This window comes from Chryseobacterium sp. R2ACT005 (assembly GCF_049949215.1).
In the GTDB taxonomy this organism is placed as follows: Bacteria; Bacteroidota; Bacteroidia; order Flavobacteriales; family Weeksellaceae; genus Chryseobacterium.
Window position 1 is genome coordinate 2,665,023 of sequence record NZ_CP188192.1, and the last position, 25,960, is coordinate 2,690,982.

The 25,960-nt window shown below is 38.1% G+C and carries 24 protein-coding genes; 11 read left to right on the plus strand and 13 right to left on the minus strand.

Going from position 1 to position 25,960, the window contains the following annotated elements:
* Positions 1-59: 59 nt before the first annotated feature.
* From ACPF63_RS12215 to ACPF63_RS12225, 3 genes are all read left to right on the plus strand, one after another.
* On the plus strand, positions 60-599 hold the full coding sequence (locus tag ACPF63_RS12215) for a TetR/AcrR family transcriptional regulator (RefSeq protein WP_180565606.1): 540 nt from the start codon (positions 60-62) through the stop codon (positions 597-599).
* A 305-nt stretch (positions 600-904) separates the two neighbouring features.
* Complete coding sequence (locus tag ACPF63_RS12220) at positions 905-3,715, plus strand: TonB-dependent receptor (RefSeq protein ID WP_426480077.1); 2,811 nt, start codon at positions 905-907, stop codon at positions 3,713-3,715.
* Between the two features lie 7 nt (positions 3,716-3,722).
* Positions 3,723-4,757: a phytase gene (locus tag ACPF63_RS12225; RefSeq protein ID WP_426480078.1), complete on the plus strand. Its 1,035-nt coding sequence runs from the start codon at positions 3,723-3,725 to the stop codon at positions 4,755-4,757.
* A gap of 130 nt (positions 4,758-4,887) precedes the next feature.
* On the opposite strand, the gene ACPF63_RS12230 is transcribed toward ACPF63_RS12225, so the two are convergent.
* Positions 4,888-7,137 (minus strand): ATP-binding cassette domain-containing protein, encoded by a 2,250-nt coding sequence (locus ACPF63_RS12230; RefSeq protein WP_426480079.1) that lies wholly within the window; start codon positions 7,135-7,137, stop codon positions 4,888-4,890.
* Between the two features lie 50 nt (positions 7,138-7,187).
* Here ACPF63_RS12230 and ACPF63_RS12235 point away from each other — a divergent pair, with 50 nt between their 5' ends.
* Positions 7,188-7,610: a MarR family winged helix-turn-helix transcriptional regulator gene (locus ACPF63_RS12235; RefSeq protein ID WP_426480080.1), complete on the plus strand. Its 423-nt coding sequence runs from the start codon at positions 7,188-7,190 to the stop codon at positions 7,608-7,610.
* Between the two features lie 8 nt (positions 7,611-7,618).
* Here ACPF63_RS12235 and ACPF63_RS12240 read toward each other — a convergent pair whose 3' ends face one another.
* From ACPF63_RS12240 to ACPF63_RS12275, 8 genes are all read right to left on the minus strand, one after another.
* Positions 7,619-8,341, minus strand: coding sequence for a sterol desaturase family protein (locus ACPF63_RS12240; RefSeq protein ID WP_426480081.1), 723 nt, complete (start codon positions 8,339-8,341; stop codon positions 7,619-7,621).
* 79 nt (positions 8,342-8,420) lie between these two features.
* Positions 8,421-8,690, minus strand: coding sequence for a hypothetical protein (locus ACPF63_RS12245; RefSeq protein WP_077414659.1), 270 nt, complete (start codon positions 8,688-8,690; stop codon positions 8,421-8,423).
* Between the two features lie 281 nt (positions 8,691-8,971).
* Positions 8,972-10,312 (minus strand): S41 family peptidase, encoded by a 1,341-nt coding sequence (locus ACPF63_RS12250; protein WP_426480082.1) that lies wholly within the window; start codon positions 10,310-10,312, stop codon positions 8,972-8,974.
* Between the two features lie 6 nt (positions 10,313-10,318).
* A complete protein-coding gene (locus ACPF63_RS12255; RefSeq protein WP_426480083.1) occupies positions 10,319-11,062 on the minus strand; it encodes a hypothetical protein in 744 nt (247 codons plus the stop codon).
* A 178-nt stretch (positions 11,063-11,240) separates the two neighbouring features.
* A complete protein-coding gene (locus ACPF63_RS12260; protein WP_426480084.1) occupies positions 11,241-12,164 on the minus strand; it encodes a T9SS type A sorting domain-containing protein in 924 nt (307 codons plus the stop codon).
* A gap of 76 nt (positions 12,165-12,240) precedes the next feature.
* Positions 12,241-13,533: a hypothetical protein gene (locus ACPF63_RS12265; protein ID WP_426480085.1), complete on the minus strand. Its 1,293-nt coding sequence runs from the start codon at positions 13,531-13,533 to the stop codon at positions 12,241-12,243.
* Positions 13,534-13,840: 307 nt separating this feature from the next.
* Entirely contained in the window at positions 13,841-17,128 is a 3,288-nt protein-coding gene (locus ACPF63_RS12270) for a TonB-dependent receptor domain-containing protein (RefSeq protein ID WP_426480086.1), read from the minus strand.
* Positions 17,129-17,177: 49 nt separating this feature from the next.
* On the minus strand, positions 17,178-18,134 hold the full coding sequence (locus tag ACPF63_RS12275) for a FecR family protein (RefSeq protein ID WP_426480087.1): 957 nt from the start codon (positions 18,132-18,134) through the stop codon (positions 17,178-17,180).
* 242 nt (positions 18,135-18,376) lie between these two features.
* On the opposite strand from ACPF63_RS12275, the gene ACPF63_RS12280 reads away from it, so the two are divergent.
* The gene (locus ACPF63_RS12280; RefSeq protein WP_426480088.1) at positions 18,377-19,003 is read left to right on the plus strand and encodes an RNA polymerase sigma factor; all 627 of its coding nucleotides are present in this window, start codon (positions 18,377-18,379) and stop codon (positions 19,001-19,003) included.
* Between the two features lie 131 nt (positions 19,004-19,134).
* Here ACPF63_RS12280 and hxpB read toward each other — a convergent pair whose 3' ends face one another.
* Together hxpB and ACPF63_RS12290 are read right to left on the minus strand one after the other, a co-directional pair.
* On the minus strand, positions 19,135-19,782 hold the full coding sequence (gene hxpB, locus ACPF63_RS12285; protein ID WP_426480089.1) for a hexitol phosphatase HxpB: 648 nt from the start codon (positions 19,780-19,782) through the stop codon (positions 19,135-19,137).
* A gap of 20 nt (positions 19,783-19,802) precedes the next feature.
* A complete protein-coding gene (locus ACPF63_RS12290) occupies positions 19,803-20,423 on the minus strand; it encodes a helix-turn-helix transcriptional regulator (RefSeq protein ID WP_426480090.1) in 621 nt (206 codons plus the stop codon).
* Between the two features lie 194 nt (positions 20,424-20,617).
* Between ACPF63_RS12290 and ACPF63_RS12295 the strand changes: the two genes are divergently transcribed.
* The 6 genes from ACPF63_RS12295 (at position 20,618) to ACPF63_RS12320 (ending at position 24,219) form a co-directional block, all read left to right on the plus strand.
* Complete coding sequence (locus ACPF63_RS12295; RefSeq protein ID WP_426480091.1) at positions 20,618-21,244, plus strand: superoxide dismutase; 627 nt, start codon at positions 20,618-20,620, stop codon at positions 21,242-21,244.
* A gap of 22 nt (positions 21,245-21,266) precedes the next feature.
* Complete coding sequence (locus tag ACPF63_RS12300; protein ID WP_426480092.1) at positions 21,267-21,767, plus strand: DUF2480 family protein; 501 nt, start codon at positions 21,267-21,269, stop codon at positions 21,765-21,767.
* Positions 21,768-21,770: 3 nt separating this feature from the next.
* On the plus strand, positions 21,771-22,340 hold the full coding sequence (locus ACPF63_RS12305; protein WP_426480093.1) for an NADPH-dependent FMN reductase: 570 nt from the start codon (positions 21,771-21,773) through the stop codon (positions 22,338-22,340).
* Position 22,341: 1 nt separating this feature from the next.
* Positions 22,342-23,394: an NAD(P)/FAD-dependent oxidoreductase gene (locus ACPF63_RS12310; protein ID WP_426480094.1), complete on the plus strand. Its 1,053-nt coding sequence runs from the start codon at positions 22,342-22,344 to the stop codon at positions 23,392-23,394.
* 5 nt (positions 23,395-23,399) lie between these two features.
* The gene (locus tag ACPF63_RS12315) at positions 23,400-23,723 is read left to right on the plus strand and encodes a 2Fe-2S iron-sulfur cluster-binding protein (protein ID WP_426480095.1); all 324 of its coding nucleotides are present in this window, start codon (positions 23,400-23,402) and stop codon (positions 23,721-23,723) included.
* A gap of 145 nt (positions 23,724-23,868) precedes the next feature.
* Positions 23,869-24,219, plus strand: coding sequence for a 4Fe-4S dicluster domain-containing protein (locus ACPF63_RS12320; protein WP_077414683.1), 351 nt, complete (start codon positions 23,869-23,871; stop codon positions 24,217-24,219).
* Between the two features lie 139 nt (positions 24,220-24,358).
* Here the strand turns inward: ACPF63_RS12320 and ACPF63_RS12325 are convergent, their stop codons facing one another.
* Together ACPF63_RS12325 and ACPF63_RS12330 are read right to left on the minus strand one after the other, a co-directional pair.
* Positions 24,359-25,294, minus strand: coding sequence for a ketopantoate reductase family protein (locus ACPF63_RS12325; RefSeq protein WP_426480096.1), 936 nt, complete (start codon positions 25,292-25,294; stop codon positions 24,359-24,361).
* A 63-nt stretch (positions 25,295-25,357) separates the two neighbouring features.
* Positions 25,358-25,939, minus strand: a complete 582-nt coding sequence (locus tag ACPF63_RS12330; RefSeq protein ID WP_426480097.1) for a Crp/Fnr family transcriptional regulator — start codon at positions 25,937-25,939, stop codon at positions 25,358-25,360.
* Positions 25,940-25,960: the final 21 nt, after the last annotated feature.

Consider the following 25,960-nt stretch of genomic DNA (forward strand, 5'->3'; position numbering starts at 1 on the left):
AATTTTATTTTCAAACCTACCAGTCTGTTTATTTTTTACATTTGTAAAAATTTTATACGATGCCCAAACCTCGCGAAAGAATACTAAATACAGCAATGGTTCTCTTCCATAAGCAAGGTTACAACAATACAGGCATCAACCAGATTATTGATGAAGCTGGCGTTTCAAAAGCAAGTTTCTACCATCATTTTAAATCTAAGGAGGAACTTTGCATTGAATTTCTCAATAAAAGATATGATTACTGGGTGTCTGAACTTAAAAAATTTACATCGGAAGCAGAAACACTGCAGGAAAAATTCCAAAAGTCCTTTGATTTCCTGATTTACATGAATAAAAGAGAAGACTTCAGAGGATGCAGTTTCCTGAATATTTTATCTGAAATCCCTGCCGATAAGGAAGAGATTCACAAGGTAATCCGATATCATAAAAATAAACTGAGAGAATGCTTCAATAAAGACATCCAAAACGATATTACATCCGCCCATATCTATCTTCTTTTTGAAAGCTCTATACTTACCAGCCAACTCTACAGATCCAATGAATTGATAGAGAAATCTAAAATTATCGTGCAGGAAATACTTAATATTTCAAAATCTTAAAAAGGTCAAATTTCAAAAAAATTAAATGCATTATTTGGATTCCTACGGAATGACAATGTGCGCGTGTATTTGTATAGTATTCATAATTATTTCATCAGTTATATACGCTTAGTATATCCATACAGTTTATCATTCCGAGGAATCTATATCTATCTTATTTTTTGTCTGAACTTTAACAACAATATCTTTTATCTTTTACAAAATCATCTATATTAACAATTCTTAAGAAACAGTTAATTTTCTCTTCAACACTTTTCCCAAACAGACGTTTAATTTTGCTGTGATTTTTATCTAAAAAAGGAAAAGTGAAGAAAATTTTTACATCTGTTTTATTTTGTGCCTCTATTTTTTTCTATGCGCAAACCGGATCTCTTTCCGGAAACATTAATGACGATTCGAAAATAGCCCTGCCGGGAGCTAAAATCTCTCTAAGTCCGGGGAATATTTATACCACTTCAGATGAACACGGAAACTTTGTTTTCCTGAACGTTCCTCCGGGGAGTTATACCATGAAAATTGATTATCTTGGGTATGGTGTTCATGAATACAACGTTACAGTTGAAAGTGAGAAAAACACCCGCCAGAATATTATTTTCGATAAAAAAGAAACCTCTATTGCAGAAGTTGTAGTATCAGGAGCTACTTTAAAAAATCAGGCAAGAGCTTTAAACAAGCAAAAGAACAACGCCAATATTACCAATGTAATTTCTTCTGATCAGATCGGGCGTTTTCCTGATGCCAATATCGGGGATGCTTTGAAGCGTGTTCCGGGAGTTACCATACAAAATGATCAGGGAGAAGCCAGAAATCTTATTATCAGAGGACTGGCTCCCAATCTTAACTCCGTTACCCTGAATGGTGACAGAATTCCCTCTGCTGAAGGAGATAACCGTAATGTACAGATGGACCTGATCCCTTCTGATATGATCTCTACGATTGAGGTTAATAAAACCCTGACTCCAGATATGGACGCTGATGCCATCGGAGGTTCCGTCAATCTTATTACCAGAGCTTCCCCGAATGGACAAAGAATGTCTGCAACCGTTGCCGGAGGATACAATCCAATCCGCGAAAAAGGAAATTATACCGCCGGTTTTGTCTATGGAAACCGGTTTTTGGATAAAAAACTAGGGGCTGTATTCAGTTTTTCCTATAACAACAACAATTTCGGTTCGGATAATATAGAACCGGTATGGAGCCAGGCGAACGATCTTGCACAGACTGTTTATGTAAGCAAAATGGGTGTACGTTATTATAATGAACACCGTATCAGACACAGTTTTGATCTTAATATGGATTATGAATTCAATTCCAAAAACAAGATCTACGCTTCTGCAATGTATAATTTCAGAAATGATAAGGAAACCAGACTGGCATTAGGGTATAAAATAAAACCGGTCTATAACGCCGATGAAACTGAGATTACAGACTGGAAAGGAAGTATCACAAGACAGAATAAAGGCGGTGATGCTGATAATGACAATACCCGTCTTGAAAAACAGAAAGTTCAGAACTATGCTTTAAGAGGAGAACATTTATTAGGTTCTAAAGTAGATCTCGACTGGTCGGTTAACTATGCAATAGCAAGTGAAGATAAGCCTCACCAGCGCTATATAGAGTTTGAAAACAGCAAAATGAATTTCTCTCCTGACCTTAGTAATCCTGAAAAACCGATGTTCAATCTCCTTGCTGCAGATAATTTAGGAAGTTATAAATTGAGTGATCTTTCCGATGCCAATAACTTTACACAGGAAAAGGAACTGGGAGCAAAAATGAATGTACGTTTTCCTTTTTCAGTGATTGATGGCCAGAAAGGACGTCTTCGTACCGGTTTCCGCATGCGTTTGAAGAAAAAAGAAAGAGAGAATGACTTCTACGCCTTTACTCCGGTCAACACTATGGGAAGCCTTTTATCTGTTCCGACAATAAATCTTGATGGTCAGAACTTCCAGCCGGGAAATTACGTTCCGGGAACATTCGTTGACCCTTCTTTCCTTGGAGGGCTGGATTTATTCAATCCAACTTTGTTTAATGGTAAATTAAAGCCTGAAAAATATCTTTCAAGCAACTACAATGCGAAGGAGCAGATCTATGCAGGCTATATCCGTTGGGATCAGGATTTCAATGATAAATTATCCATGATCGTTGGAGCGCGTGTTGAAACGACCAATATTGATTACACCGGAAACTATGTGATGAATGAAAAGGACCTGGTAGGACAAATCAATAATACGAATACATACACCAATGTACTTCCGAATATTTCCTTCAAATATGTTCCGGTGCAGGATCTTGTGCTTCGTGCAGCATTTACCACAGCTCTGGCACGCCCCAATTATTACTCACTGGTTCCTTACCTTAATGTTATTTCAGAAGACGAGATCGTAGCAGCCGGAAATCCAAACTTAAAAGCAACCTATGCCTATAATTTTGATTTTATGGCAGAAAAGTATTTTAAGTCTGTAGGGATACTTTCCGGAGGTATTTTTTATAAAAACCTGAATAATTTTATTTATACGTATTCCCAAAGAAATTATACTGCGAATGATTTCGCAAATGATTTTGCAGGACAGTCCAACCCAATTCCTGCGGGAGAAAGCAACTGGAAGTTTACCCAGCAGCGTAATGGTGACAATGTAGATATTTATGGGTTTGAAGTGGCTTTACAAAGACAGCTTGACTTTATTCCAGGCGCTTTCTGGAAAGGACTTGGAGTTTATGTAAACTATACTTACACCAAATCCAAAGCAAAAGGAATCACCAATGAAGAAGGCACTGAGAGAACAGATGTAGGGTTTCCCGGCGCTGCTCCTCATATGTTCAATGGATCTCTTTCGTGGGAAAATAAACGTTTTTCGGCCAGAGTTTCCATGAACTATGCGTCTCATTATATTGATGAACTGGGAGGAAAAGCCTTTGACGACCGTTATTATGACAAACAGTTTTTCCTCGACGCCAATGCTTCCTACAAGATTACAAGCCAGCTCAGAGTTTTTGCAGAAGCCAATAATCTGACGAATCAACCGTTAAGGTATTACCAGGGAATCCAGAGCAGAACCGCTCAGGCTGAATATTACAGGCCAAGATTTACAATGGGGGTAAAATTTGATTTTTAAAATACACATGAAAAATATACATTATATATTGGCTCTTTCAGTTCTTCCTTTTGTGATCAACTGTACAGGGCAGAAAGATTTAGCGGAAAAATTAAAACCAGCTGTTATTACAGAAACAGTGGTTCATGATACTGATGATCCCGCCATATGGATCAATCCACAGGATGCCTCAAAAAGCATCATCATAGGAACCGATAAAGATACCGACGGAGGATTGTATGCTTTTGACCTTAACGGAAAAATTATCAATAAGGTTTCGGGATTGAAACGTCCCAATAATGTTGATCTGGAATATGGTTTTATACTAAATGGCAAAAAAACAGATATCGCTGCCGTAACGGAAAGGGAAACCAACAAAGTAAAGTTATATACGCTTCCTGAGCTGAAAGAAATTGGAGAATTCTCTGTATTTGATGGAGAATCTGAACGTGATCCGATGGGAATTTCTCTCTATAAAAATCCGCAGACAGAAGAAATATTTGCTGTTGTGGGAAGAAAATCAGGTCCGGCTGACGGATACCTCTGGCAATATAAACTGATTGAAAAGGGCGGTTTTATAACAGGAGAAGTTGTTCGTAAATTCGGGAAATACAGCGGGCTGAAAGAGATTGAAAGTATTGCTGTAGATGATGAAATGGGCTATATTTATTATTCTGATGAACAGTTTGGCGTTCACAAATATTATGCAGATCCTGCCAAAGGAAATGAAGAATTATCGGTCTTCGGGAAAGGAGATTTTAAATCTGATGTGGAAGGAATTTCAATCTATCCTACTTCTCAAGGAAAAGGATATATTCTTGTTTCGAATCAGCAGAATGATACATTCAATGTATATCTGAGAGAGGATCAGTCTAAAGGAAAAATTGCCGAAATTCCTGTTTCTACGCTGGAAAGTGATGGTTCTGAGGTGACAAATGTTAATTTAGGACCCAAATTTCCTAAAGGAGTTTTCGTTGCGATGAGTAATGGCAGAGTATTTCATTTTTATGATTGGAGAATGGTTGAGAAAGCTATTCAATCTGCTGTGAAAGCCACTAAATAAAAATTAACCTTTAAGCCATTAAGGCCAATAAGGTTTTAAGAGTATTAAGTTGAACCGCATTTATGAGATTGCTTCACCTTTGGTTCGCAATGACAATACAGTTCAACTTAATACTCTTCATTATTTTATCTTACTGAATATGTTTCTTCAGAAACTCTGCGGTAAATGATATTTTGTTTTCCAACAGCTCCGGCGGAGTACCTTCAAACAATACTTTCCCTCCAAATTTTCCGGCACCGGGCCCCATATCAATAATCCAGTCTGCCTGTGAAATAATATCAAGATTATGTTCTATGACAATCAGCGTATTATTCTGATCTACAAGACCGTTAAAAAAAGTCAACAGTTTTTGTGTATCACTTGGATGCAGCCCTGTACTCGGCTCGTCAAGAATAATGATCTGATTGGTGTTTTTCAGCTCTCTTGTCAGTTTCAGGCGCTGTCTTTCACCTCCGGAAAAGCTATCCAGTCTTTGTCCAAGAGTCAGATAGTCAAGTCCCAGTTGTATCAGCAGGTCAAAATTTTTGAGAACAGGTTCTTCTTTAAAAAAAGATACTGCTTCAGAAACTGTCATATTCATAACTTCCACAATTGTTTTTCCATTGTATCTGTATTGCAGCACATCAGGATCAAATCCTGAACCTCCGCAAACCTCACAAGGCTGCTCAATATCATCCATAAAAGCAAGATCAATCTTTTCTGTTCCCAATCCTTTGCAGTTTTTACAGGCTCCTTCGCTATTTCTGCTGAACAGTTTGTCTGAAACATGATTAGATTGTGCAAAAAGCCTGCGCACAATATCTGATATCCCCAGATACGTAAGCAAATTGGAACGGGCACTTGCAGCAAATAAAGATTGATCAATAATGGTCACATCAGGATAAAGCTCCGGCAGAATACGATTAATAAGCGTACTTTTACCGGATCCTGCAACGCCAGTTACAACTGTCATTACTCCGGTCGGAATACTTACAGTCACATTTTTAAGATTGTACCTGTTGGCACTTTTAATTTCCAGATAGCCATCAGGCTTTCTGAATTTTTGCTTTATAGATGGTTTCCTTGCAAAATAAGAACCTGTTTTGCCAGTTGAGGTCTTTAAGTTTTTAAATGTCCCTTCATATACCACTTCTCCTCCATTTCTTCCTGAACCCGGGCCTATATCAATAATATGGTCTGCCATTTTTATCAGGTCCGGATCATGTTCTACAATTAAGACAGAATTTCCTTTATCCCTGATCTGCTGTATAATGGTGATAATATTCTGGAGATCTTTTGGATGAAGACCGATACTGGGCTCATCAAAAATATATAAAAGATCTATCAGACTGTTTCCAAGACTCCGCACCATTTTTATACGTTGAGACTCTCCTCCGGAAAGGGTGTTGGTACTCCTGTCAAGAGTCAGATACTGCAACCCGATGGTCATCATATTCTGGAGTTTTGCTGAAAGTTCTTTGATGATAACTTCATATGGTTTTGAATCCAGCGAAGTAATAAACTCAAGCAGTTCATCCACGGAAAGTGCCATACAATCTGCAATACTTTTTCCTTTGATCTTACAGGACAGTATTTTTTCATTCAATCGTTTTCCTTCACATGAGGGACAGGTTTTTGTGATGACAATATTCTTCAGTGCATCTTTTCTTGTGATGTTTTCTTTAGAATCTTTTTTCAGGAACGCTTTTTCTATTCTTGGAACAATTCCTTCGTATTTTACAGTTTTCCTCCATTCTTTATGTGGATGCTTAGGCTTATGTTCAGGTGCGTGCAACAGAATCTCCCATTCTTTTTCAGTAAAATCTTTCAGCTTTTTATCATTATCAAAATAGCCGGACAAAGTATATCTTGTTAAACGCCATCCACCCGGCTGGAAGGTCGGAAAACGGATTGCACCTTCATGTAAAGATTTTTCACGATCAATTAAAGCATTCACGTCCAGGGTCTGAACAAAACCCAGCCCCTCACATTCCGGGCACATTCCCTGTGGGTGATTAAATGAAAAAACGTTGGAATATCCTACAAAGGGTTTTCCCATTCTCGAAAATAGCAGCCTTAAGGAAGCAGACACATCAGCTGCCGTCCCCACGGTAGATCTGGCATTTCCTCCTAACCGCTTTTGATTGATGATGATAGGAACATTCAGGTTTTCAATTTTATCTACGTCAGGCAGACCATAATGCTGCAGACGGTTTCTGATAAAACTGTTCTGGGTCTCATTAATCTGCCTTTGAGCTTCTGCTCCAATGGTTTCAAAAACCAATGAAGATTTCCCGGATCCTGATACTCCCGTAAAAACCACGATCTTATATTTTGGAACTTTTATGGAAATATTTTTGAGATTATTTTGCCGGGCATTGGTAATTTCTATATTTTCCATTTTAAAATACTTAACTTTGTTAACAATTAACTAAGTTAAGTATATTTATCATGAAACCCATTGAAAAAGAGTTTTTTAACACATTTACAAATTTCCAATGTCTTATTCTGGCTCATATGAACCGGGGAAATATCAATGGAGTAACGGCTGCTCATTATAATATCATTGAATTTATTTTAAGAAAAGAAACAGCCACAGGAAGGGAAATTTCAACAGCATTTAATATCAGCCAGGCAGCCATCTCGAAGCAGTTGAAATTTCTGATCAGTCATGATTTGATTATTAAGAAACAGGAAGAAACAGATCATCGGAAATTCAATCTTTCAGTAACGGATAAGGGAAGGTTTATTATAGAAAATTCGGAAACTTTCCGTAAAAATATTACCGGACAGACGGCTTCTATACTGACTTCTAAAGAACTGGAAAATTTCAATTACCTGCTAAGCAAAGTGCTGAATCATGTAAAATTATAATACTTTTCCTACTTATAGGTTCCAAATACCCTATCCCAGATGGAGGTATAAAATCCAAAGTTTTTGCTTTCATCCAGATGATGCTGATTATGAAATCTTGTTGTTCCTACGAATAAACGGTCAAATGAGGCCGGAAAAAACTCTCTGTTCAGATGCCCTATGGTTCCCCAGATAAGGTTCAGCATAAGATAAATGGAAATAGAAATTACAGAAAAATGATATCCAATAAGCAAAGCAAGCATCATCAATCCAAATCCAATTGTTTCAAAAGGATGCAGAACAAAAAGACTCAGAAAATTGGTACTTACATGCTCGTGATGTTTTCTATGCAGTATTTTGTAGATAAAAGGCAAATGGGCTCCATAATGAAAGAAATACATCAGAAGATCCATCAAAAGAAGCAAAGCCGCAACTTCTGCTATGATCCTGACTACTGATTGAGTTTCTCCAAGTACAATCCATCCGTTTTTCCATAAGAAAACTCCCAGCAGCATAACAAAAGTGTTGCAGATTATGGTAAAGAGACTGAGGTAGAAATCGGATCTTGTGACGGGATGATTTTTTTCCTGCAGCTGACTTTTACGGCACGTTTTTTCAATGAAAACATATAATCCTATAGAAAACAGGTACAGAAAACCGTTAATGATAAGGCTGAATATGATCCACTTCGGCCAGGAAAACTGCCATAATAGATGCAAATAACCGGAAAGTTCTGTGTGATTAAAATTCATAAACCTGTCATCCTTCAGCTTGATGTCATAAAGGTAAGAATTTCATTGTAAAATCAGCTGATAAAGTAAATTTCAGGTATTATTTCTGTCTTGCTTTTCTTCTAAGTTCCCGAAGTCTTACGGTAAGGTTTTTCCGTAAATCATTATGATACTGCCGATAGTTTTTGATGCTGTTCTCCAGATTCTTTTTATTAAGCAGATATTCTTCATACAGATGACCCAGCTCTGAAATCTGCGTCGCTACATCCGAAGGCTGGCTTTCAGGATCTTCTGCAGCTTCTATCAATAGTCGGTAATATTCAATACGGCTGGTCAGGTTCATGTGAAGTTTCGGTTCTATTCCCTGCATGATTTTGTGATTTTATGGTGTTCCTGAATAGTAAAAGGGCAAAAGATTTTATCCTTTTACTATTCAATATATTATTTTTTATTAGTTAAATAAACCTTTTAATTTTTCTTGAACCATTAAGATTGTATTAAGGTGTTAAGATTATTAAGATTATTAAGATCAATCTTCGCTTTAACTTAAGATCAGAATGATTGATCTTAACTATACTTTATTTCTTCAAGCTTCTTAATGGTTTAAAATATTGACATTCATTTTCTTTCTTTGTCTTTTCAATCCAAATTCTATTTTTCCATCATCACCGGAGGTACATCACTCTGATATAGAATTTTTACGCTTCCGTTCTTTTCCTGAACTGCAGATTTGAAATAGCCTCCGTTAAGGGCAGAAGAAATAAGGGTTTCATTAGGATCGCCCAACGGTAATAGTGGCAGCCCGGCATATTCGTTGACCATGATCTGTGGAGAAATTCCATTGCTGTATTCTCCGGCTCCGCTGGCATTAAATACTTTATAAATTACCGGATGAATCTGCCAGGAAATTTTTCTCGGTTTCCGCTTATCTTCCACTACAAATCCGGCCATGTCTTTACCCAGCGTAGTATCTCCGATCTGAATAACCTGCATATACGGCTTCAGATTGTTGATGACAATTTCCGCTGCAGATGCTGTACTGTTGGATGTAAGAATAAATACTTTCTGTAGTCCCAATGCATTGGCACGTAAAGTAGTAAAATCAAGAGCTTTGGGATCATAAGCGATCTGCTGGGCAAATGTTCTTTTTACTTCTCCTCCGTTTTTATTTCCTTTAAAAATGATGAATGGCGAACCAGACGACAGCCCTGAAGGAATCAGTAAGCAAAGAGCCGCTGCAGAGGACACCGAACCTCCATAGTTATAGCGGAGATCAAGAATGAGTTCCTGTACTCCGGCAGCCTTAAATTCTGCAAACTTCTGGTTAAGAGTTTGTGTCATTCCGTCTGGGAAATCGTAGATATACAGGTATCCTGCTTTTTTACCATTTTTCTCAAAAACTTTAGATAAAATGGGCTGTTCAAAAGAGAAGCCATAGTAAACGGTAATATTTTTTTCATCAGCAACCGCTCCATTCTGCCATTTTCCTACGGTGAGGTCTACAACAGTCTGGTCTTTAATAGATGCGGCCATTGATTCTGCATTCGCTGCTGTAATAACTTTTCCATTGATTTTGGTCATAATCATTCCCCGTTCCAGCCCTGCATTGAAGGCCGGAGAATTTTGAAGAACCAGCTTAACGATTGTAACAACCTGGTTATTGGCAAGCTTGGCAACGGTATAATCAAAACCGTACATATTCCTTATGGAACGTGGATAGGTAGAAGAATCTTCAGTATTGACCATGAAAGAAAACCGATCCTGGGAAGAAAGCAGACTTTTAAAAAAATCTTTTACGGGAAGGCGGTAATCTGGTTTTGCAGGCATCTGATCTGCCCAATAATAGTACCGTTTCATACTGTCCTGAACCCAGAGATTCACAGATTCTGTACTTCCTTCCGGAAAAACAGGTGCGCTTTCGTCATTATTATTCGTACACGAAATGAGAAAGACTGCGATGGCAATGCATTGAAGTTTAAAAAAATTTTTCATACGCAATTACAGATATTCTGCGACATCAATATCTCCTTTTACCACCCATTCTCCATTTTCCATTTTTTCCTGAAGAACAATCATGTTTGCCCCTGTGTGCTGTTTCAATTTTACCTGAATCATTTTAGATCCGGAATAAGGCTCCGCAGTTCCGGGTTTGTACAATTCCAGGTATACCAGAGCTGCAGAACTGAAAAAACTATAGATTTTCACTGCGGTAAAATTGTCTTTCCCAATGTTGTCAAATTCTGCCAGCACCACTCCATTTTCTCTTTTCAGAACGCCTTTCACATCTTTCAGGGTGGTTCCGGAAAATTCGCCAAGATTAGGGAAAATAAATTCAAACCCAACTTTTCCAAGATTAACCTGAGGTTTTACCGCATAAGTCTGCAGATAAATCCCCGGAAGATTGAAAAAGTATAAGTTTTTATAATCATTTATATTGTCATAAGTAATATTGTATTTTGCAATTTCGGTACCTGTTTCATTATTATATACAGACAGCTTATTGGTTTCACCCTGATCCAGAACAAACTGAAGCTGGGTTTCTATTTTATTGGTATAGGACGTTTTTCCGTCAATGGATACAGATGCTCCATTCAACCTCAGCTGAAGGACATCAGGCTTGGAAAATCCTTTGATGTTAACCTCTCCGGGTTTCTGTACCTTATCATACAACTCCATCGTGTTGTTGTCTGTGCATGAAAACAGTGCAGTAAATAATAGTAGTAATGCAAAGATTCTGTTCATCTTTCTTCAATTATTTCATTGTAAAACTTAAAAATATTGCCCTACCCGAGAGCAGGGCAATATATAATTATAAAAAAACTAGTTGGATATGTTCTGGATAGTCTTTATCAAATACTATCCATTATCTTATATTAAAAATTCATGGTGTTTCTAAAATCAGTTTCTAAGAGAAGAAGGGTTATTTTTTAATAAACTTCAACCTTTCCGTAGTCTTTCCATCTGTAATTTCGGCTATATAAGCTCCAGATGTAAGACTTGTTGTATTGATCGCTTTAGAATACTGAGCGGTAAGTACTTTTTGTCCTGCTGCGCTGTAAATGTTTACCACCGTCATATTTTCTTTCAATGCCGGATTAAGCTGCAGCTGTAGAGATTCTTTTACCGGATTTTCTGCTATTTGTGTTACAATTTTGTTTCTTTTTACATCCTTAGTTCCCAAAAATGAAGTAGCGTAGATTCCCATTTCATCAATATTGATATTCTGGACATTATTTCCGCTTGCTTTTCTGTTTGACCACATTCCGATATAGATTTTCTTCCCTGCAAAAGCAGAAAGATCTACAAGGGATTCTACAAACTGGGTAAGATCAGCCGGAAAAGGATTGGCTGAGTCACCTACCTGTATTTTATAAATACTCTGAACATCATTTCCACTTGCATCTACGGTCATTGCCTGAAAATCTGATAATGTAGGAACTTCTTTCTGTGGGGTGCTTACATAGATAAAAAGTTCTCTGGCAACAATAGTATGAGTAGATCTCTGTCTCCCGATATAGGCAGCCAGAGTAACAGTTCCTGCAGTATTGGTAAGATCAATCTGAGGAGAAATAATCCAGTCATTTTCTGCCCCAAATCCTGTAACACTTCCACTTGGAACCAAACTGATAGAGTGACGAAGAACGCCGGCAGTTCCATATGCTAAGGATGTTCCGTTGTGATAGATGTTCTGCCCCTGTACCCATCCGTTGCTATTGTTGTTCAAATCATGGAAAGTCCATCCCTGAAGGTCAGCAGGAGTATCAAAAGAATTTCCCCATACCAGAGACTGTGCTGCAGCCATGTGAGATAAAAACAGAACAGATGATAAAATTATTTTTTTCATAATGCTGATTATTAAGGTTTTTGAAGTAAAAGCAAGGAATCAGCATGTGCTGTTCCCTGCTTTTTTAAAGTTTTTATTATTCTACAATGGAGAAATTGTATTTTGTCCAAAGTCCCTGGAAGTTTCCACAGTTTCTTGGAGATACATTCCAACCACCTTCGTTGAAGAAAGGCTGGCTCATACCCCATAGAGATGCAGGAGTACCAGTCGCCAGATTAGCTGCAGGGATTCCTGCTGTTCCTGTACCTGTAACTGAAGTTGTAAATCCGTGAATCTGGATTGTGTTGTATGCTGAAGCTGAAGAAAGTTCAGAACCTGTACCTTCTACTTTGATACCCACAGGGTAACCTGTAACCACAGCGTTATTTAATGTTAATCTTCCGTGTCTTCTGATGTGGATACCGTTTTCATACAAAGCACCTTTAGCAGAGTTCTTAGAACCAACGATCGTAAGGTTGTTGATAACCGGGTGAGTCAACAATGATGTAGAAGAACCGTCTGCGTTGTTATCAAGCTCGATACCGTTAGAATCCGGGCTTGATCCGCTAAGACTGTGTGTAGAGTTGTAATCTGCCAAAGCAAGAGCACAAGTAATAGTTCCTGTATATCCGTTATCAAAATCGAAGTTATCATCATCCGCAGCGAAAGAAACAAGGTTTGAAGCGTTTACAGTACCACCGAAGAATTCAAAAGAGTCATCTTTTCCGAAAGATACCTGAATATGATCTAGAGTAGTTCCGTTTCCTACTCCTCCTAAAGTAAGTCCGTTGATTTCGTTTCCTGAGTTTGGAGCTAAAAGATCGAATCCTGCAAACTCAATACGTACATACTTAAATGTTCCTCCGTTGTGAGAAGCATTAGTACCTCCGTAATAGAAATCAGGACCAGATAATCCTTCAATTGTTTTTGTGAAAGGAGTGTTGGTAGGAGCATCTCCTAATATGATAACACCTCCGAAATCACCAGGAGCAGCAGTTGTATCTTCATTTCCGTCCAGCAATTTGTAGCTTGTGAAGATGATTGGCTGTGCTTCAGTACCTGCTGCATTGATTTTTCCTGTTTTAGCAATTACCAAAACTCCTGTAGCAGTATTGCTTGTGTTTGGTTTAGCTTTAATGAATGTACCCGGCTGGATTGTTAGTGTAGCACCATTTTTTACGGTTACAACTCCATCTAATTCAACTACACCGCTCCATGTAGTATTTGTAGTAATAGCACCACTTACGCTGGTTACCGGAAGAGCCGAAGCTGTAAGGTACTCAGCAGAAGTAGATTTCATTTCGAATGGAGATGATGAATCCGCCAGTTGATCGTTTTGACAAGCTGTAAGAGAAAATGCTGCCACTGCAATTAGAGTTAGTCTTTTCATTGTTATAATTTTTAATAAATCCGGTCGTATTATTTTATACCAGATCAGTTTTTTAATATTCAGGAATATCTGCCTCTCTATTCCTTCGATTTGGTTTTTAGAATTCATCCGTCACTGCAGGAGGAGCTGCATTGGGGAAGTTCCCATAGAAACCGCTAATACCTGGGAAAAGCCATTAACGCTCGGTTTTTTTCTGAACCGGTACTGCTGTGCGCTTCATCAGTATTCTTCCAGTCTTTGATCAGGTTACCGAAACCTGTACGGTGCTATCCTGAGCTCTTTTTATATTTACATTTGGTGTCTTCTTTTAAAAAGTATAATTCACACTTAGGCTGAACATTCTTCCGCTGTACGCCCGAAACATGATCTTATCAATATTTTTATCATACTTATCTGTTGCTCCCGGAAGAAGATCCCATGCTTCTCTTTCTGTACCAACGTTACTTCCTCCTCCATTTTTGGCAGCGAGATAAGAATTGAAGTTGTTATAATATTCCTTCACCCTGTTGAAGAGGTTTCTTACATTAAATTTCACTTCAAAGTTTCTGTTACGAAGGAATTTATAAGAAAGCTGTGCATCGGCTACAGCATACGGACGCTGTATTTCCTCTCCTTTGTAAGCATATCCTACCGTGATGTACTGATCTCCTTTCGCGTTATACAAAAAGCTTAGTCCCAGACGGCTTCCATCATAGACCAATCCAAGGTTGTAGGCATAAGGAGTCTGTCCGTAAAGCGGTCGTTTCACTTCATAGGTTTCATCATTATTACCTGTTTTATACAGGTCTTTAAAGGCCACTACTTTCGTATGGTTATAGGTAAAGTTTCCGCTTATGAAAAGCTTTTCCAGAAAAGTTCCGTCTGCAATAAAGCCTAAACTTTTTCTCACTTCGGCCTCCACTCCTATCAGCTTTGCATTTTTTGAATTTCCGTTGTATAAGAAAAGATTTCCTTCACTGGAAATATGGCCTTCACGTTCGATAGGTCTGTCTATATTTTTATAATATAATCCTGCAGAAAATATCTCGCCCAGTCCTGGAAACCATTCAAATTTGAAATCATAATTATTAATGACTGAAGAACTCATTTCTGTATTGTAAATCAACCCATTGGCGATTGGATCAAAATAGGGCAATCCTGTTCTTTCATTAAACTGAGGGCGTATTACTGATTTATTATAAGCAAGTCTCAGGTTGATTTTATTGGTAGGACTGTATGTAAAATTCACAGAAGGCATCCATTGCCATGGTTTATCTTCTATCGCAGTTCTCATGATATACTTGGAATCTGAAGGATCCAGCTGTTGAGAAATCATATTGTACTTAAAATATTCTGCACGAAGCCCCCATACCAATCTTAACTTCTTCCAACGGTTGTCAAACATAACATATACGGCATGCTGATTAACTTCTCCTTCATATTTGTCATTTTTATAAAGTCCTCTGGTTTCCCAGCCAATACCACCCGGAACATAATGGGAGCCATTAAACCAGTCAGCAAGCGAACCATACATCGTCAAATAGTTCTTCTCGCTATTGGGAACGTCCCGGTTTTCATCAACACGAAGAAAAAACTTCTGCTGTTGGTTGGTATTGTTTTTTATAGCTCCGGCATATCCGGTTTTAATAGTATTTTTAAAGCTTCCTGCGTCCATATCCCATTTCACGGAAGCTCCATAGTTGTAGTCTGTTTCTCTGTTTTCAATATATCCTCTGTAGAAATCTGCTCCGGAATTATAGATCTTATGAAAGGCTAAAATTTCATTTCCGATAAAATCATACCGGGTGATATACTGTGTATAATCTTTGGTATCGGAAGAAACTCCTGTGCGGGCTCCAAACCAACTAATCTCTGTATTTCCTATTTTATGACTTCCTTCCAGCTTATTTTGCAAAAGGGTCTGAAAAATCGGGTAATTGGTATTATCGGTATAAGGTCTGTCTAATGTTTTGATCTGAGCCGGATCATTATTGGGAATAACTCCGTTATAAAAATAATTATAGGCTAGTTCAGCATTGGCAGCCATTCCGCTCCCGGTTGAGTATTCATTCCATCCTGTAACTCTTGTCAAAGTATTATCAAAAATATGGGTATATGAATTACGGAATGAAATTCTATTTTTGCCCAGCTGTAACCCGAAATTCAACATCCCAGCGAGCGTAGAATTATAATTGTAGGAAGCTCCGCTGTTTTTGAAATTGTAAAACGGAATCTGCCCGTTTGCATCCGGCATTCCTGTAGTATCCAGCCAGTTTCCTCTTCCCGTATGGTCTATATCCAGTTTATTCTGTTCGTTTCTGATGACAAATGCTCCGGCAAATCCCCATTTATTATTGTTTTTAAGCGCGTAAGTCCTTCCCAGGGCCAGTTGTATGTTAGATCCCATATCACCTCTGGTTTTATAGGTGCTGAAATTATCATTGGTAAATTGTTTGGACTGTTCAAAAAATTTCGGATCCGTCCAGTTCACGGCTTCCAGTCCTTTAGGGAAATCTCTGCTCCCGTCATCATATCCGAAATAATCATACTTTCCCCGTTTGCGTGTCAGGAATTCTTTAAATGCCGACTGATCATTATAAGAAGTTCCCATTGTTACGGTCGTAAAATTTTCATTGGGAATATCTTTGGTTCTCACTTCTACATAACCTCCTGCAAAGCTGGCGTTCATATCAGGTGTTGCAGATTTACTCACTACTACACTTTCCACCATGGCTGTAGGAATGATATCAAAGGAGAAATTCTGATTATAAGCTTCCGTACTGGGCAGGTTGATTCCGTCCATGGCTGCCGTATTCCATCGTTCACCCATAGATCTTACGACTACATATTTATTATCGATAGTGGTAATTCCTGTTACTCTTTTCAGAGTTCCTCCTACATCGCTGTCCGGTGTTTTGGAAATCTGTTCTGCTGAAATACCGTCACTCATCTGTGCCGCTTTTTTCTGCTGGGCAAGAAGTCCTGCCTGTGTATCTGCTTTACGGGCGGCGGTAATTACGACTTCTTTAATATCTGTGATTTTATCGGAAGCTTTGTTCAGGGCAAATGATACGGAACTCGTTTCTTTATTAATGACGGATAGTTTTTCAACTCTCAGCGTATTGTATTTTGGAGCTTTTATTGTAAGGTTATAGGTTCCGGAGGGAAGATCTACCGTAAAATCTCCGTTATTATCTGTTACTACAGTTTTCCGGGCTATAGTAATTTCAGCTCCGGTAATGGGATTTCCTACCTCATCCACTATTTTACCGGAAATACGTCCGTTTCCCAATACCGAGATGTTAGAATTTTCATATTTTATCGAAATAAGATCACCATGCAGACGATACACAACAGGAAGTCCATTGGTAATATCCTTCAGACAGTTGTTAACAGAAGTATTTTCGCATTTTACCCCTTTTACCTTCAGCTCTTTAATATCTACCTTAGAATAGGCCAGTCTCATTCCTGTTTTTCCGGCAAATTCCTCCAAAACTTCAATCAACGGTCTGTTGGCAGGTACAGAAAATGTTACTTTCTGAACCAGCTCCTGTGCTTCTGCGGCTACAGTAAAAAATAAGGCTGCTATGGTAATCCCACATTTCAAACTTTTCATACTTAAAGTGTTCTCTTGATTATGATTATTTAATTTTTTGAGTAGTTTTTTATTTTTTCAGGATATAGGTGTTTTCTTTTTTCTGTACTTCCAATCCCAGGATGAAGGCCAGTGATTCAATATTTTCGCCTACCGTTCCTCCGGTAAAGTCAGCAGTGATCTTCTTGTCTTCAGCATCTTTAGGATATAATACTTTTGTGTTGTAGTTGCTCTCAAGAACAGCTACCACTTCTTTTAAAGGAACATCGTTAAAGCTTAAAGACAGTATTGCAGAAATTTTCTTGGCCGCATTTTTCACCGGACGTATTGAAATAACCGCTGTAGTACGTGCAATCCCGAAATTTGTCCATTTCTGATTCGGTTTAAGGAAAGAAACCGGAACTCCAGGAGAAGATACAGCCACCTTCCCTTCATAAAGATCAACCGCTTTTCTCTTTCCTGACTGTGAGATTTTAAATACAGTTCCCAAAACTTTAGTACTGAAACCATCGGCACGCACTACAAAAGGATGTACTTTTGACTTGGCTACGGAAAAGATGGCATCTCCTTTTAAATCCACAATTCTGGTAGAAGCAGGAAATGATTTTTCAACGGTAAGTTCCGCGCCTGGTAAAAGGGTAACCACAGAGCCGTCTTCCAGATGAACAATACGGTTTTCTGATTTTGCAAGATAAACATCAGGCTTAATGAACATTGTATATGTGAAAATACCTCCCAACGACAAAAGCAGAATAATAACCGCTGCAATTTTATATAGATGTGTTTTAAACCTTTTTACAGAATGTATAGAAATACGATCTGTTTGAGGAAAATAATGCTCCAGTCCGGACAATACTCTTTCTCTGGATTCTTTTCTATGAATAGCATCCAGATCTTTTTCAGTACGGATTCTCCATTTTGTTAAAAGTTCTTTTTCCTTTTCAGAAATTGATTCTTCAGAAACTTCCCGTTCCCAAAGTTTGAAAACAAAGGCTTCAATATTTTTATATGTTAAACGATTTTTCATAAAGTCTTTCATGGTATTCACAGATACTTCTATCTATAAGACAGTGAAAATGAAAAACTTCCCCAGGGCATTCTTAACGTTATATTCACATTATGAGCAAATTGTTAATAATTTTCACCATTTTTCACATTTACCCAACATTAACCCACTATTTTGTTCCCGTTTTTCAGAAATATTTAATCTTACCACACCCAAAGTTCACAAAAAGTTAATTTTCCTTTAGGTAATTTTGCATCAACAATATGAGCCCAACAGACTATACATTATTAAAGAAAATAAAATCAGGCGACCGCCCTGCATTTATGCTGCTGTATGACCGATACTGGGATAGTCTATATAGCTTTGTTTTTGTGCGGACGCGTGATAAAGAAATCGCTGAAGAAATCCTTCAGAACCTATGGGTAAAGATTTTAGAGAATACGGATACGATACAAACCGACGACTCAGAAAGTGCAAAGGGCTACCTTCTCCGCCACCTTCATTACCGTATCCTTGACTTTTATAACAGTTATAAAAAAGCTCCTCCCACGCTGAGTATTGACGAGTTTGACATCCCCAATGAATTGGAGATTTCGGATACAGATTATTTTGAAATTCTTGAAGAAAATGAGATCAATGCTTTATTATCGATGATTGATGAAGTGGTTGCCCAGCTTCCTTCAACGGAACAGCAGGTATATGATATGAGAATCCGGAAAAACATGTCTGTTAATGAAACTGCAGAAGCATTGGGACTCAGCAATAAGACGGTAAGTAATAAATTAAGCAAAGCTTTGGGAGAAATCCGCGAACAGCTGAATCCGGAATATCAGTCGTCTAAGAAATTGGTCTCTATCCTGTTGCTGATGGAGATTTTGATGAGGTATTGAGAGGTGGGATTCGTGATTCATAATTACGTCAATCGTCAATTTGCTACGCAGGCAATGGTCAATTTTTATAGCACGTTTTAAAATTCACAGCGAAGCGGACTCACTATTCACCATTCATTATTTATTATTTACTATTCACTAAACACCGGCAATAAAGCATTGCTAAAGTTCAATATTTTAAAGTCGGCAAGATCAGAATCAATGCTTTCATCATTATTGGTGAAAACAATGGTCTGCATTCCTGCATCTTTTGCTGCTTTTAATCCTGAGTGGCTGTCTTCAATAGCAATGCAGTATTCAGGAGAAACACCAAGGTTTCTTGCCGAGGTAAGATATACTGCAGGATGAGGTTTGCCCTGGGTTTCAAATTCGGAGGAATGAACGGTATCAAACAGATCACGAACCTGAAGTTTTTCAAGAACAATATGTGCCACACGCAAAGGCGCATTGGTTGCCAGCCCTATTTTATATTCTTTATTCTTAAGATGTCTGATAAATTCCTGCACGCCGGATATTGTACAGTCTTTGGTTTGTATCAGCTCAATCACTTTTGAAACTACTTTATTTTCTAAATCTGATGCGTCAAAATTTTCCCATGGAAATCTTTCATACCAGAATTCTGTTACTTCCTGAGTAGTCATGTATTTGGTTTGTGCTGCAAGATCTTCCGTGACCTGTACTCCATAAGATGAAAATACATCAAGCTCTGCCTGAGTCCAGAATTTTTCTGAATCTATCAGGACTCCATCCATATCAAATATTACTGCTTTTAAAGCCATTTTTTGAATGATAAATTAAATTACTGGCTGATTTTATAAACACAGCGCTGCCCGCCGGAAACAATATGATCTACTCTTTCAACCGTATATTCTTTCCCGATCAGCGACTGGAAGTTGGATAACTCAGCACGGCAGAACCCTTGACATTCTGTTGCTGCAGCACATATCGGGCAATGGTTTTCGATCAGAAAATAATCTTTCCCTTCTTTTTTCCATTCTGCCATATATCCTTCTTCACTACGTACTTTTGCCAGGGATTCAAGGCGTTGTTCCAGAGATTTTGCCTTAGAAAGTACTTTTTCATATCGTTCATGAGTGTTCTTCTCACGATCACTGATTAATAAATCCAGGGCATTTTCACCTAAAAGATTTTTCACTGATTTCAGAATCTGAACGGTTACATCTGCATGGGTATCAGGAAACTGAGCCAATCCTTTTTCTGTAAGAGTATAGTAAGCAGATGGGCGTCCCACCCCTTCGCTCTTCACCGAAGACCGGATCAATCCTTCCTGAGCAAGATTCAGTAAATGTTTTCTTGCCCCTTCTTTTGTAATCGACAATTCTTCAGCAATAAGAAGTGATGTAACTTCACCTCTCATCTTTAAAAACATCAGAATACGATCAGCAGCCGGCTTCTTCATTTGACAATATTTAGGTTGTTTTATTTTTCAACAACAAATATAGTCATTTTCTATAACCTCCAAAAACAACAGACAAATCAAACATTTACAACCAGTTATATTTTGAAAGCGCACATTCAATTAAACAACCATAAAGTTGTTTAATTCAAATATATTTTTACCTTTGTCATACATTAATCAAAAAAATAAATACGATGAACCCATTTACATTACCCCAATTACCTTATGCATATGATGCTTTGGCACCTTTTATAGATACAGAGACAATGACAATTCACCATCAGAAACATCATCAGGCATATGTAGATAATCTGAATGCTGCACTGGCACAAACCAATGAAATCAATCCCGACCTTGACTCACTGCTTCAAAGAATTAGCGAATACAGTCCTGCTGTAAGAAATAATGGTGGCGGTCACTATAATCATTCTTTATTCTGGGAAATCCTTTCTTCTCAACCCAAACTAAATCCAGAAGGTATGCTTCATGATGATATCACAGCCACTTTCGGAAGCCTTGAGAACCTTAAAGCAGAAATGAAAAAAACAGGTCTGTCACAATTCGGGTCCGGATGGGTATGGCTTTTTGTAAAATTCAATGGATCTCTGGCTATTAGTTCCACACCTAATCAGGATAACCCAATGATGGATGTTCTTTCGATGAACAGAGGCTTCCCTATTCTTGGAATAGATGTGTGGGAGCACGCCTATTATCTGAACTATCAGAATAAAAGAGCAGATTATCTGGATTCTTTCTGGTCTGTTCTGGATTGGTCTGCTGTGGAGAAAAAATATGAAGAGGCTTTATCAAAAGTAAGATAATTAACATCAAATATAATAAACTATGACTGAGGAAACTTTTATCAATAAAGCAAAGGCTTCAGGCATTATTGCTCTTGACCTTTCAGACTACAAGCCTACAACGGAAATTGTAGAACTGGATATTAAAGATCATCTTTTTATGGGAATGATTGTCAAGGAGAAAGAATTTAAAGAATCAATTGCTGCGGTGGATTTTTCTGTCTATAACGAAAAAGCAGTAGGAATCATCTGTTCTACGGATGCCATTATCCCGCCCTGGGCCTATATGCTGATTATGGAAAAACTTTCTCCCTATGCTTCTTATGTCGATTTGAACAATGCAGAAACAGTTCTGCTCGATCTCTGGAAACGCCGCCTCATCTATGCAGACCTGAAACATTATAAAAATCAGAAAGTAGTCGTCCGGGCGAGCACCTATCATGATCCTGCACTCTATTTATTAGCTGCAGGACTTCTGAAACCTTTAGTTAAAACACTGATGTATGGCGAGATAGGTTTACCCAAAGTAATTTTTAAACAATAAAAAATGAAAGCAATCATATTCAACGGATCTCTGGAAAGAAGAACACAATCTACTTCTGGACTGATTTCCGATTATTTTTCAGAACGTCTGAAAATGCTGGGAATTCAGAGTGATATTTTTACCCTTGCTGACTCCGGCATTCCATTATTTGATGTTACCCTTACCAAAACCCCTTTGGCGGTAGAACGCATGACTCAGATGTTCACTGATGCAGATCTGCACATCTGGCTGGCTCCTCTTTATCACGGAAGCATTCCGGGAGTGATGAAAAACTGCCTGGACTGGCTTGAAGTGACCGCCAACAGGTATGAGCCTTATCTTACAGATAAAACTGTAGGGTTGGTATGCTGGGCAGATGGTCTGCAGGCAATGCAGGGAATCAATGCCATGGATTCTATTGCCAAATCATTGCGTGCCTGGCCATTACCATTCAGTGTTCCTATTGTAAGATCATCATTATTTACTACTGATCAATCCACTGAAATTTCAGATCTCTACGCTGGTAAGTTTGATAAACTGATCAACATTGCTACCTCCAAAAAAATAGAAAAAACGACTATAAACCATTCATAACATGATAGAAACAGATATACTGATCATTGGTGCCGGCCCTGCAGGGTTATTTACGGTATTTGAAGCCGGCCTTCTCAAAATGCGCTGCCATATTATAGATGCACTGCCGCAGATGGGAGGCCAGTTATCAGAACTATATCCCAAGAAACCTATTTTTGACATTCCCGGATTTCCCAGTGTACTGGCCGGAGAACTCATCGATAATCTTTATGAGCAGATTAAACAGTTTGAACCGGGCTTTACATTTAATGAAACAGCAATACATCTTCTCAAACTGGAAGAAAATCTTTTTGAAGTGATTACTGATAAAGGAACAAAACACAGAGCAAAAGCCGTTATCATAGCCGGAGGTCTGGGAAGTTTTGAGCCTAAAAAACCACCTATTGAAAATATTTCTGATTTTGAGGAACGCGGAGTCAGCTATTTTATCAAAAGACCGGAGGATTATACTGGAAAACATATGGTCATTGCCGGAGGTGGTGATTCTGCACTGGACTGGACGATTCATCTTACTGAAATAGCTTCGTCCGTTACTCTTATTCACAGAAGGAATGAATTCCGCGGAGCTCTGGATTCTGTTGAAAAGGTAAAAAAATTAAAACAGAATGGAAAAATCAACCTGATTACCCCGGCAGAAGTGGTAGCTGTGGAAGGAGAAAATCATTTAACAAAAATATTTATTGAAAAAGAAGGAACAATTCAAGCCATTGAAACAGATTATTTTATCCCTTTGTTCGGGCTGGTTCCCAAATTAGGACCTTTGGCTGATTGGGGACTTGAACTGGAAAAGAATGCTATAAAAGTAGACAACAGCGCTGACTTTCAAACGAATATTCCAGGGGTATATGCTGTAGGAGATATCAATACCTATCCTTATAAAATGAAACTGATTCTGTGCGGGTTCCATGAAGCAGCCATTGCCTGCCAAAGTATCTATCAGCGTTTGAATCCCAATAAAAAATTTGTACTAAAATATACAACAGTAAGTGGAATTGAAGGCTTTGACGGCACTAAAAAACAGGCAGAAAAACAGGTAGTAGCTACTATTGACTAAGAATTATGGAGAATGAAATTACCATTACTGTTATCGACCAAAACGGTAATACTCATACATTATTATGTCCTTTAGAAATGGGACTTACGCTTAAAGATATCTGCAAGGCTTACGAATTACCCATGGAAGCGATGTGTGGAGGGATGGCCATGTGCGCCACCTGTCATTGTTTTATTCTCAGTGAAACCATCCCTCTTCCTGAAAAAAATGATATCGAGGAAGCTCTGTTATCAGAACTGTTTACCTCCAATACAACCAGCAGATTAGCCTGCCAGATTCATCTGACTGCCCAAATGGATGGACTGTCAGTAAAAATTGCTGCAGATTAATGAGTTAAAATTAAAAATTAGCACACTTTATGCTGCTTATTTTCAAAAGAACAGTGTTGAACTGCTGTAATTAAGTTTAGCAGGGATTTCTGAATCGTCCGACGTTGAAGAAATCCCTTTTAAAAACCCTCTAAACATACACAATATGGCTATAAAAATAACGGATGCCTGTATCAACTGTGGAGCCTGCGAACCGGAATGCCCCAACTCAGCCATTTATGAAGGCGCTATCGACTGGCGCTGGAAAGACAAAACAAAGCTTTCAGGGCATATTACATTTCCTGACGGCACAGAAGGTGATGCCGATGCTTACAATGAGGCTGTTTCGGACGAAGTGTATTATATCGTTTCCGGAAAATGTACGGAATGTAAAGGTTTTCATGAGGAACCACAATGTAAAGCTGTATGTCCTGTAGACTGCTGTATAGATGATCCTGATCACAGGGAAACAGAGGAAGTATTATTGGACCGGCAAAAGTTCATGCATAGTGCCTAAGTACCTGATTGAGTAGTTTGATTACCAGTATGAAACAGGAAAACGACTAAAAATTTCTATCTTTTATATTTAATTTTCAATAGAGGCGGGTTTTAACCCGCCTTCTTATATTTCCTCTTCTTTCGGCTTTATCCAAAACTTATTTTGCAGTAATCTCAGTGTAGATTTTCTGAGTAAAAGAAGTTTCTACACCTGTTTCAGAACCATATTTCAATATGGCACCTGCAAATAGTTCCAGTTCGTTATCCTTCTTTCCCGAATGGATATCAAGCTGTAAGGAAGTAGGCGTTTCAAAAGGAAATGTAGAAGCTTTTTCGAATGTTTTATCAATGATATCTTCCTGAAGATGGATTTCTTTTTTAGCGGCAATCTGTTGTATTTCTTTCATAATTTCAGTCGCTTCCTTCTTCTGTTGCTCGTCCGTACATACAGTTCCGATGGATGAATTATGCTTTGCCGTTACCAATCCGAAACTGGCAATGAAAATAAATTTTGTCCAGATATCCTTTAATGAATTATCCTTGAAATCAAAGTCAATTTTGCTTTCGCTCAAAAGATCGGTAATCCACTCTACAGGAGCAGAAAAATGTTCAGGATCTCTACCAGCAATCATTTTCCCGGCTTTTCCTTTATGCTCTACAGTTCCTCTCTCTTTAATATGAGAAGCTACATAAATACAGGTTGGAAGAACGGTATGATCCGGAATAACGGTACGTATTCTGTCATAGATATCTGCTCCGTTCATCATCGGAAGCAATATGGTATCTTTGTTGATGACCGGCAACAGCTGCTTACATACATTTTCAAGGTCATATTCTTTTACACAAATTAATACCAGATCAGGATTTTCACTCTCCCTGATGTTCTGTACAATTGTATCAGGATGAGTCTGCGGATTAGCATGTTCAGGAGACAGCAAAGTCAATCCGTTATCTTTTACTTTCTCATAAGTTTCTCCACGGGCAACAAAGGAAACGGTATATTTCCGGGAAATTTCATTAGCTTGATTTATTTTAAATCCAAAATAACCGCCTACACCTCCCAATCCTACTACTACAATATGTTTTTTGTTCATGAATAATTTTTAAACAAAGATCAGTGATCATTTCTGAACTATCACTTGACAAATGAAAAGAAATTACAGTTTGTGAATATCCCTTCTGATCCGGCTCAGTGAGCTGTCTTTAATTCCTAAATAAGAAGCAATTACCTTCAAAGGGACATGCTGAAAAATATCGGGATCTTTCTTCATTAGATTAAAATATCTTGTGGATGCTTTCTGACTGGCCATTTCAATCAGTCTGTCATGAATATTATAATAATTAAGGACAAAAAGAAGCCGGCTAAACTCCCTGAATTCGGGAATATTATGGAAATTATGCTGTACGTTTTCCAATCCTGTTTCCCAGAAAATGCAGTCTGTAACAGTTTGGTATATTTCTTTGGCAGGCTGCTGTCTGAAAAAGGATAAAAAATCATTAACGAAGCAGGGAGCTTTATAAATATTGGTGGTAATTTCCTCATTATCTTCATTCAGTATAAACGAGCGGACATACCCTTTTTCAAGAAAATAGGTTTTGGTACTGATGGCATCTTTATCCAGCAAAATTGTTTGGGCTTTCAATTCAAAGCAATTAAATTTTTCAGTGATCTTTTCAACCACTTCTTTTTCAATACTGAATAGAGAATGAAAGTAAGTGTTAAGTGATGATTTGTCCATTAAAGTATCTTCATAAATCTA

Bases quoted from the DNA above. Each gene is read 5' to 3' on its own strand.
- ACPF63_RS12215 (WP_180565606.1), top strand. From the start codon at position 60: ATGCCCAAACCTCGCGAAAGAATACTAAATACAGCAATGGTTCTCTTC.
- ACPF63_RS12225 (WP_426480078.1), top strand. From the start codon at position 3,723: ATGAAAAATATACATTATATATTGGCTCTTTCAGTTCTTCCTTTTGTG.
- ACPF63_RS12230 (WP_426480079.1), bottom strand. From the start codon at position 7,137: ATGGAAAATATAGAAATTACCAATGCCCGGCAAAATAATCTCAAAAAT.
- ACPF63_RS12235 (WP_426480080.1), top strand. From the start codon at position 7,188: ATGAAACCCATTGAAAAAGAGTTTTTTAACACATTTACAAATTTCCAA.
- ACPF63_RS12240 (WP_426480081.1), bottom strand. From the start codon at position 8,341: ATGAATTTTAATCACACAGAACTTTCCGGTTATTTGCATCTATTATGG.
- ACPF63_RS12245 (WP_077414659.1), bottom strand. From the start codon at position 8,690: ATGCAGGGAATAGAACCGAAACTTCACATGAACCTGACCAGCCGTATT.
- ACPF63_RS12250 (WP_426480082.1), bottom strand. From the start codon at position 10,312: ATGAAAAATTTTTTTAAACTTCAATGCATTGCCATCGCAGTCTTTCTC.
- ACPF63_RS12255 (WP_426480083.1), bottom strand. From the start codon at position 11,062: ATGAACAGAATCTTTGCATTACTACTATTATTTACTGCACTGTTTTCA.
- ACPF63_RS12260 (WP_426480084.1), bottom strand. From the start codon at position 12,164: ATGAAAAAAATAATTTTATCATCTGTTCTGTTTTTATCTCACATGGCT.
- ACPF63_RS12265 (WP_426480085.1), bottom strand. From the start codon at position 13,533: ATGAAAAGACTAACTCTAATTGCAGTGGCAGCATTTTCTCTTACAGCT.
- ACPF63_RS12270 (WP_426480086.1), bottom strand. From the start codon at position 17,128: ATGAAAAGTTTGAAATGTGGGATTACCATAGCAGCCTTATTTTTTACT.
- ACPF63_RS12275 (WP_426480087.1), bottom strand. From the start codon at position 18,134: ATGAAAAATCGTTTAACATATAAAAATATTGAAGCCTTTGTTTTCAAA.
- ACPF63_RS12280 (WP_426480088.1), top strand. From the start codon at position 18,377: ATGAGCCCAACAGACTATACATTATTAAAGAAAATAAAATCAGGCGAC.
- hxpB (WP_426480089.1), bottom strand. From the start codon at position 19,782: ATGGCTTTAAAAGCAGTAATATTTGATATGGATGGAGTCCTGATAGAT.
- ACPF63_RS12290 (WP_426480090.1), bottom strand. From the start codon at position 20,423: ATGAAGAAGCCGGCTGCTGATCGTATTCTGATGTTTTTAAAGATGAGA.
- ACPF63_RS12295 (WP_426480091.1), top strand. From the start codon at position 20,618: ATGAACCCATTTACATTACCCCAATTACCTTATGCATATGATGCTTTG.
- ACPF63_RS12300 (WP_426480092.1), top strand. From the start codon at position 21,267: ATGACTGAGGAAACTTTTATCAATAAAGCAAAGGCTTCAGGCATTATT.
- ACPF63_RS12305 (WP_426480093.1), top strand. From the start codon at position 21,771: ATGAAAGCAATCATATTCAACGGATCTCTGGAAAGAAGAACACAATCT.
- ACPF63_RS12310 (WP_426480094.1), top strand. From the start codon at position 22,342: ATGATAGAAACAGATATACTGATCATTGGTGCCGGCCCTGCAGGGTTA.
- ACPF63_RS12315 (WP_426480095.1), top strand. From the start codon at position 23,400: ATGGAGAATGAAATTACCATTACTGTTATCGACCAAAACGGTAATACT.
- ACPF63_RS12320 (WP_077414683.1), top strand. From the start codon at position 23,869: ATGGCTATAAAAATAACGGATGCCTGTATCAACTGTGGAGCCTGCGAA.
- ACPF63_RS12325 (WP_426480096.1), bottom strand. From the start codon at position 25,294: ATGAACAAAAAACATATTGTAGTAGTAGGATTGGGAGGTGTAGGCGGT.
- ACPF63_RS12330 (WP_426480097.1), bottom strand. From the start codon at position 25,939: ATGGACAAATCATCACTTAACACTTACTTTCATTCTCTATTCAGTATT.